Raw genomic sequence first — 18,915 nt, forward strand, 5'->3', positions numbered from 1 at the left:
ATCCGGCTCGCCCCACGACTTAGTTCGCGTGAGTACCGCTGTGCACCGAAGACCGCAGCGCCGAGAACATCGTCTGAAGCGAGCGAATCTCGACCGGCTTCACGAAGTGGTATGCGCACCCCGCTTCCCGAGAAAGCGCGCGATCCTCGTCGCGCCCGTACCCACTGATGGTAATGAGCGTGGCCCCACGAGTAACCGGATCGCTCCGTAATCGACGGGCCACCTCGAAGCCGTCCATGCCCGGCAAACCGATGTCGAGCAGAACAATATCCGGCTCGAAATCCCGAACCACGTCGATCCCCGTCGGGCCGTCGTAGGCGGTCCGGGCCTGATGCCCGAGCAGCCCGATCAGGTCGGCCAAGCTCTCGGCCCCGTCAGTGTTGTCATCAATAATGACGATCCGGAGCGGCGCGGGTTCATTCTGATTGTGTGCCCCACTCGGCGCCTCGACCGGTGACGGCGCGTGTGGAGTTTCCGCGACCGGGAGGAAGACCGTGAACTCGCTCCCGTGACCGATGCCCGTGCTGCGTGCCTCGACGAACCCGCCGTGCATCTCGACCAGTCGGCGAACGAGCGTCAGCCCGATGCCCAATCCGCCCTGCGACCGGTCGAGGGAACGGCTCGCTTGGGTAAACAAGTCGAACACGGTCGGGAGCAGTTCGGGCGCGATTCCCACCCCCGTGTCCCGGATGCGGACCTCCGCGAGCGCGGGAACGTGTGAACCGTCGCCCGCTGGCGGCGCTTTGATCTCTACGGTAAGATCGATGCGTCCGCCCGGCTCGGTGTATTTGGCCGCGTTGTTGAGCAGATTGGCGAACACCTGAATCAGCCGCGTCGGGTCGCCTTGAACGTGAACAGGGTGGCCGGGAAACGCGACAGCGAGTTGGTGGCGGAACTTATCAACCAGGGGCCGAACGGCTTCGACCGCTTGCGTAACCACGCTCTCCAGATCGACCCGTTCGACCGCGAGCCGGATCTTCCCGAGCGTGATCCTGGACACGTCGAGCAGGTCGTCCACGAGCCGAACGAGGTGCGTCAATTGCCGGTCGATGACCCCGTGTGCCCAGCGGATGCGGTCCGCGTCGATCCCGTCGTGGTTCAGAACCTCGGTGGCGTTCCGGATCGGCGCGAGCGGGTTTCGCAGTTCGTGGGCCAACATCGACAGGAATTCGTTCTTCTGGCGGTCGGCCTGTTGAACCTCGTGGTAGAGTCGGGCGTTTTCGAGCGCCACCGCGACCCGGGACGCGAGTGTTTCGGCAACGGCGATGTCGGCCGCGGGGAACGAGCGCCCGGTTTGCTGACGCGAGAGGCCGAGGACTGCAGTGACCTGCCCGCGCACACGCAGCGGCACGGCAAGAACCGTCTCCGAGAGCGGAATGGTCGCGTTCTCGGAAGTGGCCTGATCTACCGCACTGGCGAGTTCGCGATCCAGTGCGTCGCGCTCCAATTCTGTTTCCAAAATGGAACCGCTCGAACTGTTCCGCCCCCGAAGAACACGCGATTCCCGGCCGTCTACAGGAACCGTCACGAGCACCGCGGCGTCGGCCAAGTACGAGAGCGAAAGTCGGATCGCATCCTGGGCGATCACGCTCTGGTCGAGCGACCCGGCCAGCACTGCCCCCGCGTGCGTCAGGAACGCGAGGCGCTGGTTGGCTTCTTCGGCGGCGGCCCGCCGCGTGCGCTCTTCAGCGAGTGCGATCCGCTCCTCGGCCTGTCGGCGCACCTGCTGGGTCATGCGGTACAGGTCGGCAAACACACGCACTTTTGCCCGCAAGATTGCAGGCACTACCGGGGTGGTGATGTAGTCCACCGCACCCTGCGCGTACCCCTCGGTCGCCCGTACCTCGTCGGCGAACGCGGTCAGGAAGATGATCGGCGTGTGGGCCGAGCGCTTCCGCCGGCGGATCAGCGACGCGGTCTCCAGCCCGTTCATCCCGGGCATCTGCACGTCGAGTAGGATCACCGCGAAGTCGTAGGCGAGCACCGCGCGCAGGGCCTCTTCGCCGGACCCGGCGGTAATCAGGTTCTGGTTCAGCTCCCCCAAAATGGTGCGGTAAACCAGAATCTTCTCCGGCAAATCGTCGACCACCAGGACGTTTGTCGGTTCGCCGGTCGCGGTCATGGGTCGTGGGTCCATAGTCATCGGTCCATAGTGATTGGTCACCGGAGTTTGGTCAACCGACATTCGGGATCAGCACCCGAACCGGCGGCGAACCGAACCTGCGTAACCAGGGACGAATGACCAAATATCAGCGGTGCAACCACGCCCGTAACACGGCGAGCAACTGTTCCGGGTCCACGGGCTTGGAGAGGTAGTCCCACGCCCCGGCCTCGATGCACTTCTCCCGATCGCCCTTCATGGCCTTGGCCGTCACCGCCACGATCGGCAGGTTTTTCAGGTTCGGGATCTTGCGGACCTCGCGCATCGTCTCCATCCCGTCCATTTCGGGCATCATGATATCCATGAGCACGATTTCCACCCCGGGGTCGGTCTGCAACGTCCGGATCGCGTCCCGACCGTTGTCGGCGGACACGATCACCATGTCGTGCTCCTCGAGGATCGTCGACAGCGCGAAGATGTTCCGCATGTCGTCGTCCACGATCAGCACCTTGCGGCCCGCGAGGATCTTGTCCGTCTGGTCCAGTTCGCTGAGCTGGTGGCGCTGGGTTTCGGGCAACTTCGCGAGCGGCCGGTGGAGGAAGAACGTCGCGAGGTCGAGCAGAACGGCCGGCGAGTGCGCCTTGCGGACGGTGCAGACGTCGTCCGCGCGCCGGAGGGTCGCGTCGGACGGCCCCCCCTCGGTCCCGTCCGTGTAAACAATCACGGGCATCCGCGAGGCCACCCGATCGGTGCGGGCGAACGGCCCGCGGGCGCCGAGAAGTTCCTCGACCGCGTCCCCGGTACCCGGACCGAGCACGACGCAGTCGGTCGGCCGGTCGGACACAGCGCTCCGGGCCGTACCAATATCCGGGGCGGCGGTGATGAGTACCTCGGGGTCGGCGAGTCGCGCTTGAATCTGTTCCCGGCGCACCGGGTCCGGTTCCACAACGAGCAGGTGCCGGACCGGGCGCCCGGTGTACTCGGTCAGGTGGTCGAGCAGTCCGTCGAGAACCTCTCGACTCTGGATCGGCTTGTCAAGGAACGCGAGGCACCCGGACGCGAGCGCACGGTCACGCGAGTCATCGGTGCTGATAACGCATACCGGGATGTGCCGCGTAACCGGGTCTTTCTTCAACCGCTCGAGCACGCGCCAGCCGTCGATGTCCGGGAGGTGGAGGTCGAGGGAAATCGCGTCCGGGTCGTACTCGCGCGTGAGCGCCAGGGCCGAAGCGCCGAGAGAGGTCACCAGCCCCTTAAATCCCTTCTCGCGGGCCGAGTCGAGCAGGAATCGAGCGAACCCGATATCGTTCTCGACGATCAGCAGCACCCGGTCCCCGGCGCGAATGTCGTCCCGGTCGTCCCCGTACTCGTTCACAAGCTGCTCGGGGGCTTCCGGCTCCGGTTCCGATGGGCCAGTTAGCAATGCGGGGGCCGTGCGAGCGAGAGTATTGGCGCTCGCGAACGTTCCTTCGATGCGGGCCTGCGGACCGATTGGGGTAGCGCCGGATTCGCCCATCGCAGTGCCCTTCCGGGTGGGGCGCGACGGCGTGTACGTGAGCGGCAGGTAGAAGTGGAACGTGCTCCCGCGCCCGGGAATCGACGACAGCCGGATTTCGCCACCCAACAACCGCGACAGTTCGCGGCTGATGGCCAAGCCCAGCCCCGTCCCACCGTACTTGCGGCTGGTGCTCCCGTCCGCCTGTTGGAACGCCTCGAAGATGATGAGTTGCTTGTCCGAAGGGATGCCGATACCGGTGTCTTCCACCGCGAAGCAGAGCACCCCCGCGGCGCGGTTCAGATCCTCGTTCTCGCGGTTCCACCCGCCCTCGGCCGGTGCGACCGTGAGCGTCACCTCGCCGTGGTGCGTGAACTTGAACGCATTCGAGAGCAGGTTCTTGATGATCTGCTGGAGCCGCTTGGCGTCCGTGTAAACGCTGCGCGGGAGCCGCGGATCGAAGTGCGTCCGGAACTCCAGGTTCTTGTTCTCCGCGACGTGCCGGAACGTGCGGTCGACGTACCCCTGGAGGTCGTCCAGCCGCAGGTCACTGGCGTCGACCACGACGGTACCGGACTCGATCTTCGAGAGGTCGAGGATGTCGTTGATGAGCATGAGCAGGTCGTTCCCGGACGAGTGGATCGTCTTGGCGAACTCCTGCTGTTTGGGCGTCAGGTTCCCGTCGGGGTTCTTCGACAATTGGTCGGAGAGAATGAGCAGGCTGTTGAGCGGGGTGCGGAGCTCGTGCGACATGTTCGCGAGGAACTCGCTCTTGTACTTCGACGTCAGCGCGAGCTGCTTGGCCTTGTCTTCGAGCGCTTGCCGGGCCTGTTCGACTTCCGTGTTCTTCCGCTCGACCTCCTGATTCTGTTGGGCGAGTGAGTGCGACTTCTCTTGGAGTTCCTCGTTCGTCTTCTGAAGTTCTTCCTGGCGCGTCTGGAGCTGTTGCGCGAGCGACTGGGACTGTTTCAGCAGCCCCTCCGTTCGCATGTTCGCCTCGATCGTGTTGAGCACGATCCCGATGGACTCGGTGAGCTGTTCGAGGAACGCCTGGTGCGTCGGGTTGAACCCGCCGAGCGAGGCGAGTTCGAGCACGCCACGGGCCTGGCCCTCGAAGATAAGCGGCAGCACGAGCACGCTTCGGGGCGAAGCCGACCCGAGGCCGGACGAAATGCGGATGTACTCCGGCGGGAGATTGTCGAGCAGGATCTTCTGTTTGTCCATCGCGCACTGACCGACCAGCCCCTGCCCCAACCCGATCCGCTTACCACTCGACTCCCGCCCCTCCGAAGCGTAGCTCGCAAGCAGATTCAGTTGCGGTGTCTCAGTGGCCCCGTCGAACACGTAGAACTCGGCGTGCTGCGCCGCGACCACGGGGCACAGTTCGGAGAGCACCATGCGCCCCACGTTCGTCAGGTCGCGCTGCCCCTGGAGCATGCGGCTGAACTTGGCGAGGTTCGTCTTCAGCCAGTCCTGCTCCGTGTTCTTCTGCGTGGTGTCGCGAAGGTTCCGGATCATCTCGTTGATGGTGTTCGAGAGCGCCGCGACTTCCCCCTGCGCCTCAACGGTGATCGACCGCGTCAGGTCGCCCTTCGTCACCGCGGTGGCGACTTCCGCGATCGCACGAACCTGAGTCGTCAGGTTCGCGGCGAGCTGGTTCACGTTCTCCGTGAGGGCTTTCCAGATCCCGGCCGCACCGGGCACCTTCGCCTGCCCGCCCAACTGCCCCTCGACACCGACCTCGCGGGCCACCGTCGTCACCTGATCGGCGAACGTCGCGAGCGTCCCGATCATCTCGTTGATCGTTTCGGCGAGTTCCGCGATTTCGCCCTTCGCGGCGACCGTGAGTTTGCGCTGGAGGTCGCCGTTCGCAACGGCCGTCACGACTTTCGCGATCCCGCGCACCTGGGCCGTCAGGTTACCCGCCATGCCGTTGACGGAGTCCGTCAAGTCCTTCCACGTGCCCGCAACCCCTTCGACCTGGGCCTGCCCACCGAGCTTTCCTTCAGTGCCCACCTCACGGGCCACACGAGTCACCTCACCGGCGAACGACCGCAGTTGGTCGACCATCGTGTTGACCGTGTTCTTCAGCTCCAGGATCTCGCCCTTCACGTCCACCGTGATCTTCCGGCTCAAGTCCCCCAGCGCCACGGCCTTCGTCACTTCGGCGATGTTGCGCACCTGCGACGTCAGGTTCCCGGCCATGAAGTTCACCGAGTCCGTCAAGTCCTTCCACGTGCCCGCCACCCCGCGGACGTCAGCCTGCCCACCGAGCTTCCCTTCGGTACCCACCTCACGGGCCACACGAGTCACTTCCGACGCAAACGACCGCAGTTGGTCCACCATCGTGTTGACCGTGTTCTTCAGCTCCAGAATTTCCCCGCGGACGTCCACCGTGATCTTTTGCGAGAGGTCACCGGCCGCCACCGCCTTGGTCACGTCCGCGATGTTGCGCACCTGCGACGTCAGGTTGCGTGCCATCCCGTTGACGGAGTCCGTCAGGTCTTTCCACGTGCCCGCCACCCCGCGGACATCGGCCTGCCCGCCGAGCTTCCCTTCGGTGCCCACCTCACGGGCCACCCGCGTCACCTCCGCCGCGAACGAGCTGAGCTGGTCGACCATCGTGTTGACCGTGTTCTTCAGCTCCAGGATCTCACCCTTCACGTCCACCGTGATCTTCCGCGACAGGTCGCCGGCCGCCACCGCCTTGGTCACGTCCGCGATGTTCCGCACCTGACTCGTCAGGTTCCCGGCCATGAAGTTCACCGAGTCCGTCAAATCTTTCCACACGCCGGCCACGCCCTTCACGTCCGCCTGACCGCCGAGCTTACCTTCGGTGCCCACCTCGCGGGCCACACGGGTCACTTCCGACGCGAACGAGCTGAGCTGGTCCACCATGATGTTCACGGTGTTCTTCAGCTCCAGGATCTCGCCCTTCACGTCCACCGTGATCTTCCGCGACAGGTCACCCGTCGCGACGGCTGTCGTCACTTCGGCGATGTTGCGCACCTGGGCCGTCAGGTTCCCGGCCATGAAGTTCACCGAGTCGGTGAGGTTCTTCCACACACCGGCCACGCCCTTCACGTCCGCCTGACCGCCGAGCTTACCTTCGGTGCCCACCTCGCGGGCCACACGGGTCACTTCCGACGCGAACGAGCTGAGCTGGTCCACCATGATGTTGACCGTGTTCTTCAGCTCCAGGATCTCACCCTTCACATCGACCGTAATCTTCCGCGACAGGTCGCCGGCCGCCACCGCCTTCGTCACGTCCGCGATGTTGCGCACCTGCGACGTGAGGTTCCCGGCCATGAAGTTCACCGAGTCGGTGAGGTTCTTCCACACACCGGCCACGCCCTTCACGTCTGCCTGACCACCGAGTTGCCCCTCGGTACCGACTTCCTGCGCAACGCGGGTCACTTCCGACGCGAACGAGCTGAGTTGGTCCACCATCGTGTTGACCGTGTTCTTCAGCTCCAGGATCTCGCCCTTCACGTCCACCGTGATCTTCCGCGACAGGTCACCGTTGGCCACGGCCGTCGTCACGGTGGCGATGTTGCGCACCTGCGTCGTCAGGTTACCCGCCATGCCGTTGACGGAGTCCGTCAAGTCCTTCCACGTGCCGGACACACCTTCGACGCGCGCTTGCCCACCGAGCTTCCCTTCGGTCCCCACCTCACGCGCCACCCGCGTCACTTCCGACGCGAACGACCGCAACTGGTCGACCATCGTGTTGATGGTGTTCTTCAGTTCGAGGAACTCGCCCTTCACGTCCACCGTGATCTTCCGGCTCAAGTCACCCTTCGCCACGGCCGTCGTCACTTCGGCCACGTTGCGCACCTGGGCCGTCAGGTTAGCAGCCATGCCGTTGACGGAGTCCGTCAAGTCCTTCCACGTACCCGCAACGCCCTTCACTTTGGCCTGACCGCCGAGCTTCCCTTCGGTCCCCACCTCACGGGCCACGCGGGTCACTTCCGACGCGAACGAACCGAGTTGGTCCACCATCGTGTTGATGGTCTTGGCGGTTCGTAGGAACTCCCCCTGTAACGGGCGATCGTCGATGTCGAGGGCCATCGTCTTGGACAGGTCACCCTGAGCCACGGCACCGATCACGCGGGCCGTTTCAATGGTCGGGTGAACGAGGTCGTCGATGAGGTCGTTCACGGAACCGACCGATTCGCGCCAGAACCCGCCCACGTCGCCGAGCGAGAGGCGCTGACTGAGTTTGCCCTCTTTCCCGACGACGCGGCTCAGCCGGGCAAGCTCCTCGGCCATGCGCTCGTTCTGCTCCACGACGTCGTTGAAGGCGTCGGCCACCTTACCCGCGACGCCGGTCCAATCCTGGGGCAATCGAACACCGGAGCGCCCGTGACGAAGTGCGTTGAGAGCGCCCAAGAGGGCGTTCATCTCGGTGCCGTTGGTGACGGGTTCGAGAACGGTAGACATTAGCGCCTCCGGGAGCGGCGGAACGGCTATGTGGGCGAACGTGCGAGTCCGATTCGGGTGTTTGGCGCCCCGAACCGTGTAGGCGAAATGGGCAGTCGATCGACCGCGGCAAAAGCAGATTCTGTCACACGTTCCGTGAACGCGGCCAGCGATCCGTTTCGCGCGCTCTCTTCTTATACGCCATGTGTGGGTCTTTGTCGATCAATAGAGCCGCCAAGTCAAAGACTCGGGCGCGTCGCGCCCGCGAATTCGGACCTCGACGCGATTACGAACGTGCCAAAGCCTCGGCCGTCGCCGGGCTAACAAATGCTAACATCTTCGGACCGGACTCGGTCCACTTCTCCAACTACACGCCTTAACAAACATCCCGTCAAGGATTTGAGAATAATCCGCTCCGCGTGCCCTCAACCCAAGATGGTAACAATTGCTCACACCCGCGCGATTTGCGCCGACTCTCCCACGAACCGACCCATTTGGGCGCCGGCTGATACCACAAACAAAACAGATATATTATCCAATTATATACATGTATACAAAAGAATAAAAACAATTCCGCCGGAACCACTGACTATTTCTGACAAACTTTTGGGCCCTCACCCCGGCACGCATTGAGTCTGTGCTTCGGGATCTTGGCAGAGGTGTTCTCTGCCCATCTGCTCGATGTATTTGCTGCCCCATTCACAAAGGGGTCCGAGTAACTCTTTAAGGCTGATCCCCATTGGTGTGAGCGAGTATTCCACACGCGGCGGTATCTCGGGGTACGCTTGCCGACGCACTAACCCGTCCGCCTCCATTTCCCGGAGCTGTTGGATGAGCATTTTCTCGGTAATGCCGGTTACAAGGCGTTTGAGTTCACCGAACCGCCGCGCATCCGGATGCAATCGCCACAGGATCAAGCACTTCCACTTCCCGCCAATCACGTCAAACGTGGCTTCAAGACCGCACGAGTAGACCGCGCGCATGGCTGAGAACTCCCAAAACTTACCTTTTGGTAGGTACCCCACTTAATTGTAGGTACTTGATCGGCGTAAATCAGAAATCTAATAATCTGCAGTCCGAATCGATACCGGTACCGGTCCGAACTCCACGAGCGCGTCGATTGGGCGATGCGCCGGCCGGGTGCGTGCGCGCGTTTCGGAACGTCGCGTGCTGTAATCCCTAAGGTTCCAACCATGAAGAAGCTACTTGCGGTTCTGGCTCTCGGGCTGTCCGCGGGCGCGGGGATGAGTGCCGATCCCGCTCTCGTGTGGCCCCAGTTCCGCGGGCCGAACGGGTCGGGCATCGCCAAGGGGCAGAAGCCGCCCGTTGAGTTCGGTCCGAACAAGAACGTGAAGTGGAAGGTCGCGGTCCCGAGCGGGTTCTCTTCGCCGATCGTGGCCGGGGACAACCTCGTTCTCACCGCGTTCGAGGACGGAAAGCTCTACACGATCGCGTACAACCGCGCGACGGGCAAAGAAGCGTGGCGGGCCGAAGCGCCGGCAAAACAGATCGAGCCGTTCCACAAGACCGAGGGCAGCCCGGCCGCGTCGACCCCGGTAACGGACGGCACGCGAATCATCTCCTACTTCGGGTCATGCGGCGTGTTCTGCTACAACCTGTCCGGGAAGGAATTGTGGCGCCACGAGATGCCAACGGTCTCCACGCCGTTCGATTTCGGTACCGGTGTTTCGCCGATTCTCGCTGATGGTGTGGCGGTTCTCGTGCGCGACGAGAACAAAGACCCAAAAATTCTCACGATCGATGCGGCCACGGGCACGCTGATATGGGTGAAGAAGCGGGAATCGAAGTCCGCTTTTTGCACCCCAGTGGTGAGCGATACCCCGGCGGGCAAGCAGATCATTGTACCCGGTTACGGGCGCATGATCGGTTACGACTTCAGGTCCGGCGACGAGAAGTGGACCGTGATCGGGATGCCGGCCGCGGCGTGTACGACCCCCGTCGTGGTGGACGGCACGCTGTTCTTCGCGGGGTGGGCACCCGGTGACGACGTCAAGCTCCCGGCGTTCGACGCACTGCTGAAAGAATCGGGCGACGAAAAGCTCGGCTACATCACGCGCGACGGGCTCGAAAAAACGCCGCTGAAGGGCTTCTTCGACAACCAGGACTTCGACCATGACGGCAAGCTGACCCGAGCGGAATGGGACGAAGCGCTCCGGATCGTTTCCGCGTCGAAGAACAGCGCGTTCGCCCTGAAACTCGGTGGGAGCGGGGACGTGACAAAGTCGCACGTGCTCTGGAAGCAAACGAAGGGGCTGCCCTACGTCCCGTCCGGGATCGTGTGCGACGGCCAGTTCGTGCTGGTGAAGGACGGCGGACTGGTCACGGCTTACGACACCAAAACGGGCAAAGCGATATACGAGCAGGAACGTGCGGTCGCAAACGGGCGGTACTATTCGTCTCCGGTCGCAGCGAACGGGCACATCTACTTCACGTGCCTCGATAACGGCGCGATCACTGTGCTAAAAGCCGGCGCCGATGACCCGGAAGTGGTGGCCCGGAACCCGAAGCTCAACGAGCGCGTCGCCGCAACTCCGGTGATCGCGGACAACGCCCTCTACGTCCGAACGGCGGGGTTCTTGTACGCCTTCGCCGAGAAGAATAAGTAAGACGCAGTTGAAGAATCGAACTCCTCACCGGTGTATTCGTTACGGTTGAAATCCGCGAACCGTTTCGACGAATAGACCGGGAGGGGTTGCACGATGCCGCCGAAACTCACCGGTCACCTACTACAGTTGCTGGGGCACGCTCTGGTCTTCCTCGGCCTCGGGTTCGCACTTCTAGCGATGGTCCTCGCCACCAATTATTACAGCGTCCCGTTCTGGGTGTTCGTGCTCGCTGCAATCGCTGTCGGCGCGCCGATGATGGTCACCGGAGGGCGGATTAACAGCATCGGTCGGGGATTTGTGCTGGGAATGTCGCCCGAAGAAGCAACAAGTGAGTACCGCCGGGGAACGGCGCTGCTGGGCGTGTACCTGGGCGTCCTCTTACTCCAAGGCGCGTGGGTCGCCGCTCCGCTGACCCTCTGTAGCGCCGGGTTCACTACCCCCAGTCACCCGCTCGTTCTGACCTGGATCATCGCCTGGATGTTCATTTTCTGCGTGGGCCGGTACTGGATCACGCGACCTCTTTTGCGGGCAGCCGAGCGTAGGTTCGGACGGTAACTGCGATCGTCCAACACAATGCCCATCGCCCAACGCAATAACATCCGAACGAATCTAATTTCTCCTTTCGTCCCCCCGCCCCGCGCGGTATCCTCGAACGCAGTTCCTACTTCCATCCTCCCGGACGCGGCCTCGCACCGCGCCCCACCCTCCCCGGGAGCTTATCCATGTCGAATCGCACTCGTCGCGAACTGTTCGCGGACATCGGTCGGGGCATGATTGCTGCCAGCGTCGGCACCGCGTTCGCCCACGATCTGGGGTTCGCTACCGCCTTCGCCGCGGACGAACCCGCCCGCCTCACGTTCGGTGATCTCGACCCGCTCGTGAATTTCCTCCAGGGAACACCGCCCGACAAGCTCGTGTCGGCCGTCATCACCAAGTTGAAGGGCGGCACCGAACTCAAGCAACTCGTCGCCGCGGCAGCGCTCACGAATGCACGCGCGTTCGGCGGCGAGGACTACATCGGGTTCCATACGCTGATGGCCCTCGCCCCAGCGTTCCAGATGTCGCAGGAAGAAACGAGGGCCGAACTCAAGCCGCTCGCGGTGCTGAAAGTGCTGCACCGGAACGCCTCCCGCCTGAATGACTTCGGCGCGACAAAAGAAACGCTGAAAGCCGTTACCCCCGGCAAACTGGCAACGAACCGAGGCGGCGAACAGCTCCGCGAAGTGACTCGCAAGGGCGATCTGGCGGCAGCCGAAGCAACGTTCGCAGCGATTTGCGCGAATGGGAAGCCGGAAGACGCGCTGAACGAACTGATGGTCGAAGTGGACGACGCGACCGAAGTTCACCGCGTCGTGCTCGTGTCGCGTGCGTGGGACATGACGCGGTTCGTCGGCACCGAGCGGGCGAACACGATGCTCCGGCAATCGGTTCACTACTGCGTGAACGTCGAGAAGAACGCGAACCAGGCGAAGTACAACGCCCCGATCCGCGAGCAACTCCCGAAGCTCCTCGACCAGTACAAGCTCGTCGGCTCGAAGCCCGGAACGAAGGCGGCCGACGACGCCTGGGTACTCCGGTTCGCTGACACGGTCTTCAAGTCCGACGCGGCCCAATCCGCCGATGCGGTCGCAGCCGCACTCGCCGAGGGCATCAGCGCGGATGCGATCGGCGAAGCGCTCTCCTTGGCCGCCAATCAACTTATCCTCCGCGACGACGGGCGCCCGAAAGCGTGGGCCTCTGCGGGTAAGCCAGAGGGGAGCATCCACGGCGATTCGATCGGCGTTCACGCCTGCGACACAATTCACGCCTGGCGCAACCTCGCGAGCATCGGCGACCGGCGCACTCAAGTCACGAGCCTGATCCTCGCCGGGTACCAGATCGGCCGTGATCGGGCGAACCGGGCCGAGTTCCTGAAGTGGGATGCGTACCCGCGGACGGAACACTCTGAGAAGGTTAAAGGGCTACCGGCCGATTCGCTCCTCAAGGAACTCGACGGCGCGATCCGCGACAAGGATCAAGCCCGCGCCGCGGCCCTCACCGCGCGCCTCAGCGAAACGTCCAACAGTGCGAAAGACGTGTTCAACCTGTTCCGCACCTACGCAATCAGCGAGGACGGCGCGCTGCACGCGGAGAAATACTACGCGACCGCGAGCGACGAGTTCGCCCGCGCCCGGGCCGCGTTCAAGTGGCGCCAACTGATCGCGCTGGCCCGCGTGACCGCCAGTGCCTACGGCTACGCCGCCCCCGCACACAAGGAGGCGTGTGAGCGGCTGAAAGCGTAGTGTGCTGGGTGAACCCCGCTCACAAGGGCGGTGGGTGGCGCCACCCACCGCCACGGGCTGACGAGCCGCGACCGCGAGAGAGCGGGGACAGAGACTACCGGGTGAGAAACAGAATGAAGAGCCGCGGATAACGCAGATTACGCGGATCCGACAAGGGAACGATTTGAAGCCCCGCAAGACGGGGCTTGCTTAATGATTCAAGAACTTCACGTCGCGGACGTTCTGCTCCGCGATAGCCCGCGTAATCTTCCCGGCACGCAGCAGCAACCGCACCGATTCGTCGCACGTGTACATCCCCTCCTCGCGCCCGGTGAGGATGTAGTTGTCGATGCTCTCGATCTTGCCCGTGCGGATCGCACTCGCGATCGGGTGCGTGTTCCACATCACTTCGAGTGCCAGGTGGCGCTTCTCCGTCTTGTTGATGCTCGGGAGCAACCGCTGACTCACGATCGCGCGCAGGCTCATCGCGAGTTGCGATCGCACCGCCGGCTGTGCGTCCGACGGGAACAGGTCCGGGAACCGCGTGATCGCGCCCTTCGCGTCCCGCGTGTGGAGCGTGCTGAACACGAGGTGGCCCGTCTCCGCGGCGCTCAGAGCCATTTGCGCCGTTTCACGGTCGCGGATCTCGCCGACCAGAATCACGTCGGGATCTTGCCGAAGACCGTACTTCAGCCCGTCCGCGAACGAGAGCACATCCGCCCCGACCTCGCGCTGCGTGACCACCGAGTTCGGTTCGCGCGGGAACTGGTACTCGACCGGTTCTTCCACCGTGATGATACGGTACCCGCCGGTTTTGTTCAGCCGGTTCACGACCATCGCGAGTGTGGTCGATTTGCCGGACCCGGTCGCCCCGGTGACGATCACCAGTCCGTCGCGCAGGGCAACGAGTTTGCCCGCGAGATCGGCCGGGAACCCGGCCCACGCGAGATCGGGAATCGTGTCGGGAATGACCCGAAAGCACCCGCCCGTGTCGCCCCCTGCGAGGAAGAGTGTTGCACGGAATCGCGACACCTTCCCCGCGACCGGGCACTCGAAAGAGAAGTCCGCGTTCTTGTTCTCCTGCAATCGCTTGAGAGCATCTTCCGGACACGCCGAAAGCAGAAGCGTTTCGACCTCGTCCGATGCGACCGGTGCTTCCGGGAGTTCGGTGAGATCACCGTGTAACCGCATGACGGGTGCGTGCCCGGCGACCACGTGTAAGTCGGAGGCGCCCGCCTGCACGGTCCATTCGAGCCACCGGTGAAGTTTCTCGGCAATGGCGTTCGGCATGGGAACTCCTCCGCAAACGGCTCGGTCCACTTCCTTCTTAGGGGTTCATCAGCGGGGTGCGGCTAAGTCTCATTTGGATGTCATTTGATAGGAAATCGCGCCGCTATTTCGTACTGTACCGAGCCAATGCTTCTCGATTCAACTCGATACCCAACCCCGGAGCATCCGGTATCGTGAGCAGCCCATCCGCATCGGGTTTGAACGGCACGGAAATCAACTCGTCCATGTACGGCGACGGCGACAGGAACTCGACGTACTTCGCGACCGGCATCGCGGCGGAAAGCTGAAGATCAGCGGCTAGCCCGATCGCGGTGTTCCACCCGTGCGGCACCCACTGCACGTTGTGCTCGTAGGCCGTCCACGCGATGCGCCACGCTTCGGTGAGTCCGCCACACTTGGTGCAGTCCGGCTGGACAATGTCCGCGCCCTGTTGCTCGAACAGCGGGCGAAAACTCTGCCGGCGCGTGAACACTTCGCCCGTTGCGATGGGTACCGGCGAGTGGCGCCGCAATTCGGCGAAACCCGCGATGTCGTCCGGCGGGAGTGCTTCTTCAAACCACACGATGTCGTAGTTGGCGAGCATTTGTGCCGTGCGGAGTGCCCACTTGTAGCCGTGTGGCCAGAACGCATCGCTCCCGCCCGCATCGACCATCAGTTCCACGCCCGGCCCGACCGCTTCGCGCGCGGTACGAACGAGTAGTTCGTCCGTCTTCGCGTCGCGCCGACCGAACGGTTTCCAGCCGAGCTTGATCGCTTTGAACCCGCGCGCGACAGCCGCCTTGAGTTTCTCGCGCAGCGGCTCCACTTCGGCGAACAGCAGCGACCCATACGGCTTGATCTTGTTGCGATAGTTGCCACCCAGCAACCGCGAGACTGGCTGTTTCGTGATTTTGCCGAACAGATCCCACAGTGCGATATCGATGCCGCTGATCGCGTGTTCGACGCTCCCGCCGCGTCCCTGCCAGAACGTGTTCTGCCGCAGTTTTTCGCTCACGCGCGCCGGTTCATCGGCCCGCTCGCCGATGAGGAACGGGCGGAGTAACTTCACCGCGGCGCCGACGAGGTGGCTGCTCGTGAACGTGCTCCCGACGCCGACCAGCCCCTCGTCCGTCAGAACCTCCACGATGGTGTGAACGTTGTCTTCGGGCGCGAGTTCCTCGGCCCACCCGCCTTCGACCGTGCCGCCGGTAAGACCGGTGAGCCGAACATCCGCGATCTTCATCTAAAAAAGCTCCAAAAAAGATGTTTCACCGCAGAGGGCACGAGAGAGCGCGGAGAAGAATAAAGTCGTGTTCACCGCAGAGGGCACGAGAGGGCGCAGAGAGAAAAACAGAGAATCGAGTGATCTCACTCTTCGTTCTTCTCTGCGCCCTCTCGTGCCCTCTGCGGTGAACACGACTTCGTTCTTCACCCCAACGGGCGCTGGCCCCACGGGATCGGCATGGTCGGCGGCTTGCGGTGGCGGTCCTTGCGCACGTCTTTCGGTCGGTCCTTCCACCACGTTACGTACCGGCCGAGTTGCTTCACGGCCTCTTCGTAGGCCTGTCGACCCTTCTCTGGAGTCGCCAGTTCCGCGTCGCCCAGAACGCCGGTGTCCGAATAGCTGCTGGTCCACGAAACGGTGGTTGCCGGACCCGCGCCGAACAGATCGACCCAGTTGAACGGGCTGTCGTCGTTGTTGAAGCTGATCGTGCCGCTCTTGATGAGGTCTTTGCGGACGTTGTCGCCGTCGAGGTAGAGGTACAGGCTCGTTTCGAGTTCACAGGCGTGCGAGCACCCGCCCGGGAACTTGCTCTGGCGCCAGTTCGAGAGGAACGTCTTGTCTACGGTGAGCAGGTTCCACCACGCGACGACGCAACACTCGGCGTCCGTCTCAACGTTGGTGCGGCGCGCGACGAGGTCGAGGTTCGGCATGTTCGAGCCGTGACCGTTCAACAGAATTATCTTCTTGAACCCGTGGTACGCGAGCGACTTGGTGATATCGAGCACTTGGTGCATGAAGTGCTCGAAGTCCGTGTTGATCGTGCCGGGGAAGTCCATCACGTGCCCGGTGTAGCCGTAGGCCACGACCGGAAGCACGAGTAACTTGTCCGCGATCTCGCGCCCGGCCCCGGTCGCGATCCCGCACGGGCACACGAGGTCCACGTCGAGCGGGAGGTGCGGTCCGTGCTGCTCCACTGCACCACACGGCACGATGCACACCTTGCCCAAATCAACCGCGTCGTTGATCTCGGGCCACGTGAGTTTCTCGTACCGGTATTCCGTCCGCGCGCGACTCATCGTGGGCTCCAGAATAAAACGAAACGCGCCGCAGATAACGCTGATAAGCGCAGATCAAGACACGATTTCGTTTCGCATCCGTCTTAATCCTGTTTTCATCTGCGTTATCTGCGGTTCTTTATTCTCCACACTTTCAGCTCGATTCCGCGACTAGATATTTCTGCACGAACTTCTCGTCAAGCGTCACGCCGAGGCCGGGGCGGTCGGGTACTTCCATCCATCCGTTCACGGACTGGACCTTCTCGTGCGTCAGTTCGTGGCGCAGCGGCGAGTCCTCGACGCAGTCCTCGAACACGAACGCATCGCGGCACGTCGAGAGCCAGTGAATGCTCGCGGCCACAGTGAGCGGGCTGGTGTAGCAGTGGTTACAGAGGCGGGCGCCGATTTCCTCGACGCGCGCCCGAATGTACGCGGCGTCCGTGAACCCGCAGCGGGAGATGTCCACTTGGTACACGTCGAGCGCGCGGCGGTCGATGAGTTGCCGGAACGACTCGCGCCCGCACTCCCCCTCCCCCGCGGCGATCGGGATCGGCGACCGGTCGCGGAGCCACACGTACCCCTCAACGTCGTCCTCGCGCAGCGGTTCCTCGAACCACTCGGGGCTGTACTCCGCAAATGCGTGCGCCCGGCGCAGGGCTGTGCGTGCATCGTAAACGCACCCCGCATCGATCAGCAGCGTGGCTTTGCCCAGTCCCTCTCGCGCCCCTCGAACGAGGTCGATGTCCACCGCTTCAGAGGTGCCCATCGGCTCCCAGCCGAATTTCACCGCAGAATACCCCGCTTCGACCCACCTGCGGGCGATGTCGGCGGTTTCTTTGCCGTCGCGCCCAAACAAAATGGAAGCGTATCCGCGAACTTTGTCGTGCTGCTTGCCGCCGAGCAACCGGTGAATCGGTTGGCCGAATGCCTTACCCTTCAAGTCCCACAGGGCCATATCGACCGCAGCCATCGCGGTGATGCCGACCGCGGTACGCCCGAAGTACATCGTTTTGCGGTACATCTTCTGCCACAAGCGCTCGTGTTCGAGCGGGTTCTCTCCGACCAGAATCTTCCGCAACCCGCACGCGATGTTGTGACTGAACGGGGCGTCGATGATCGCCTTCACCACTTCCGGTGACGAGTCCGCTTCGCCGACGCCCTCCAACCCGTCGTCGGTGCGCACGCGGACCAGCACCGAGTCCTGGCTGCTCGCGGTCTTCGCGGTGATGTTCGGGATGCGGAGGATCTGACAAACAACTTGCGTGATCTTCATGACTCTCTCTTGGCGAACGGCCGGTGTCAGCCGGCCGGTAAGAACAAGCTCGTGCGTGGTACGAAATCTCACCGACCGGCTGACACCGGCCGTTCGCCTATAGCTTCCGCGGGTCCACGTCGTGAGCGACGCACGCGACGCAATCGCCCTGAGCGACGATCGACGGGGCGCGCGTGGCGAGTAGCACGCCGTCGGTGTTCGCGAGCACGTACACCGGTTCGCGGTCGGGGCGTTCGAGGAAGTGGATCGCGCCGACCGGCTGCCCCGCACTCACGTCCTCACCCAGCGGAACGAGGTTCTCGTACACACCCGATTCTGGCGCGAAGCGGTAATCTTCCCAGTTCAGCGCCTGGACCCAGCGCGTGGGGGCCAGCCCGAGCGACTCGCGCGTGACCGCCTTGCCCGGCAGCAAGCCGAAATGCATGAGCACGTTCCGCAACCCCATCTGCGTTTCCGCGTGGACGAGGGCCGTAACGTTCTCGCTGCCGCCCATCTCGGTGGTAACGACCACCTTCCCCTGGTTCTCCGCCTCGACCGGGAGTAACCCGGTCCCGGCTACGTCCGCGTACAGGAAGCAGAAGTCCGTGTTCCACGCCTCGGTTGCGGCGAGCATCTGGTCGCGTTGCGGGCCTTTGGGAACGAGGTGCATGTGGGCACACGGCTCGAAATCCAGGCTCCGGCCGCCGGTGTGGATGTCGATCACGATGTCCGCACGCGGGAACAGTTCCGTGGTGAGATAGTGCGCAACGACTTCGCTCGGCGTGCCAGTTGGGTTCCCGGGAAAACAGCGGTTGAAGTTCTTTCCGTCGAGCGGTGAGAGCCGGGTCGCGGCCTTCGCACCGGGCATCGTGAGTGTGGGAACCAGAATCAACCGACCGGTGACGTGTTCCGGCGAGAGTTCGCGCAGCAGCCGCATAATCGCGATCTGCCCCGGGTACTCGTCGCCGTGGTTCCCCGCGAGCACGAGCGCGGTCGGGCCGGTCCCGCGGTTGATGACCGTCACGGGCAACATCAGGTTCGCCCATCCGCCCAGGTTGTACGAGTACGGCACGTACAAGTGGCCGTACTGCTTGCCCGGCTTGTCGAAATCGACCGTGGAGCGAATGGGGGAAACGGACACGCGAACTCCTTTGGACGCAAGAAGAAAATCAGCCGCGGATCAACGCAGATAACGCGGATCAAAACCA

General features: G+C 63.3%; 11 protein-coding genes. 3 read left to right on the plus strand and 8 right to left on the minus strand.

Annotated features, from left to right (window positions below; translation table 11 throughout):
- Positions 1 to 19: 19 nt before the first annotated feature.
- The 3 genes from VT84_RS20275 to VT84_RS20285 form a co-directional block, all read right to left on the minus strand.
- Positions 20 to 2,137 (minus strand): response regulator, encoded by a 2,118-nt coding sequence (locus VT84_RS20275; RefSeq protein ID WP_162271782.1) that lies wholly within the window; start codon positions 2,135 to 2,137, stop codon positions 20 to 22.
- Between the two features lie 112 nt (positions 2,138 to 2,249).
- Positions 2,250 to 8,039 (minus strand): HAMP domain-containing protein, encoded by a 5,790-nt coding sequence (locus tag VT84_RS20280; RefSeq protein WP_082840784.1) that lies wholly within the window; start codon positions 8,037 to 8,039, stop codon positions 2,250 to 2,252.
- Positions 8,040 to 8,632: 593 nt separating this feature from the next.
- A complete protein-coding gene (locus tag VT84_RS20285; RefSeq protein ID WP_082840785.1) occupies positions 8,633 to 9,001 on the minus strand; it encodes a winged helix-turn-helix transcriptional regulator in 369 nt (122 codons plus the stop codon).
- Positions 9,002 to 9,211: 210 nt separating this feature from the next.
- Here VT84_RS20285 and VT84_RS20290 point away from each other — a divergent pair, with 210 nt between their 5' ends.
- From VT84_RS20290 to VT84_RS20300, 3 genes are all read left to right on the plus strand, one after another.
- On the plus strand, positions 9,212 to 10,645 hold the full coding sequence (locus tag VT84_RS20290) for a PQQ-binding-like beta-propeller repeat protein (RefSeq protein WP_052555195.1): 1,434 nt from the start codon (positions 9,212 to 9,214) through the stop codon (positions 10,643 to 10,645).
- A gap of 93 nt (positions 10,646 to 10,738) precedes the next feature.
- Positions 10,739 to 11,200 carry a hypothetical protein gene (locus VT84_RS20295; protein WP_082840786.1) on the plus strand — a complete coding sequence of 154 codons (462 nt, stop codon included), beginning with the start codon at positions 10,739 to 10,741 and terminating at the stop codon, positions 11,198 to 11,200.
- Positions 11,201 to 11,367: 167 nt separating this feature from the next.
- Entirely contained in the window at positions 11,368 to 12,927 is a 1,560-nt protein-coding gene (locus VT84_RS20300) for a hypothetical protein (RefSeq protein WP_082840787.1), read from the plus strand.
- Between the two features lie 189 nt (positions 12,928 to 13,116).
- On the opposite strand, the gene VT84_RS20305 is transcribed toward VT84_RS20300, so the two are convergent.
- The 5 genes from VT84_RS20305 to VT84_RS20325 form a co-directional block, all read right to left on the minus strand.
- Positions 13,117 to 14,196, minus strand: coding sequence for a type IV pilus twitching motility protein PilT (locus tag VT84_RS20305; RefSeq protein ID WP_082840788.1), 1,080 nt, complete (start codon positions 14,194 to 14,196; stop codon positions 13,117 to 13,119).
- A gap of 103 nt (positions 14,197 to 14,299) precedes the next feature.
- A complete protein-coding gene (locus VT84_RS20310) occupies positions 14,300 to 15,418 on the minus strand; it encodes a mandelate racemase/muconate lactonizing enzyme family protein (protein ID WP_082840789.1) in 1,119 nt (372 codons plus the stop codon).
- A 185-nt stretch (positions 15,419 to 15,603) separates the two neighbouring features.
- Entirely contained in the window at positions 15,604 to 16,476 is an 873-nt protein-coding gene (locus tag VT84_RS20315; protein ID WP_082840790.1) for a creatininase family protein, read from the minus strand.
- 133 nt (positions 16,477 to 16,609) lie between these two features.
- On the minus strand, positions 16,610 to 17,728 hold the full coding sequence (locus VT84_RS20320; protein ID WP_082840791.1) for a mandelate racemase/muconate lactonizing enzyme family protein: 1,119 nt from the start codon (positions 17,726 to 17,728) through the stop codon (positions 16,610 to 16,612).
- A gap of 97 nt (positions 17,729 to 17,825) precedes the next feature.
- Positions 17,826 to 18,848 carry a succinylglutamate desuccinylase/aspartoacylase family protein gene (locus VT84_RS20325; protein WP_082840792.1) on the minus strand — a complete coding sequence of 341 codons (1,023 nt, stop codon included), beginning with the start codon at positions 18,846 to 18,848 and terminating at the stop codon, positions 17,826 to 17,828.
- Positions 18,849 to 18,915: the final 67 nt, after the last annotated feature.

The organism is Gemmata sp. SH-PL17, assembly GCF_001610855.1.
Taxonomy (GTDB): Bacteria; Planctomycetota; Planctomycetia; order Gemmatales; family Gemmataceae; genus Gemmata; species Gemmata massiliana.

What these genes read in the sequence shown, in the direction of transcription:
- VT84_RS20275 (WP_162271782.1), bottom strand. Translation starts at nt 2,137, where the DNA reads ATGGACCCACGACCCATGACCGCGACCGGCGAACCGACAAACGTCCTG.
- VT84_RS20280 (WP_082840784.1), bottom strand. Translation starts at nt 8,039, where the DNA reads ATGTCTACCGTTCTCGAACCCGTCACCAACGGCACCGAGATGAACGCC.
- VT84_RS20285 (WP_082840785.1), bottom strand. Translation starts at nt 9,001, where the DNA reads ATGCGCGCGGTCTACTCGTGCGGTCTTGAAGCCACGTTTGACGTGATT.
- VT84_RS20290 (WP_052555195.1), top strand. Translation starts at nt 9,212, where the DNA reads ATGAAGAAGCTACTTGCGGTTCTGGCTCTCGGGCTGTCCGCGGGCGCG.
- VT84_RS20295 (WP_082840786.1), top strand. Translation starts at nt 10,739, where the DNA reads ATGCCGCCGAAACTCACCGGTCACCTACTACAGTTGCTGGGGCACGCT.
- VT84_RS20300 (WP_082840787.1), top strand. Translation starts at nt 11,368, where the DNA reads ATGTCGAATCGCACTCGTCGCGAACTGTTCGCGGACATCGGTCGGGGC.
- VT84_RS20305 (WP_082840788.1), bottom strand. Translation starts at nt 14,196, where the DNA reads ATGCCGAACGCCATTGCCGAGAAACTTCACCGGTGGCTCGAATGGACC.
- VT84_RS20310 (WP_082840789.1), bottom strand. Translation starts at nt 15,418, where the DNA reads ATGAAGATCGCGGATGTTCGGCTCACCGGTCTTACCGGCGGCACGGTC.
- VT84_RS20315 (WP_082840790.1), bottom strand. Translation starts at nt 16,476, where the DNA reads ATGAGTCGCGCGCGGACGGAATACCGGTACGAGAAACTCACGTGGCCC.
- VT84_RS20320 (WP_082840791.1), bottom strand. Translation starts at nt 17,728, where the DNA reads ATGAAGATCACGCAAGTTGTTTGTCAGATCCTCCGCATCCCGAACATC.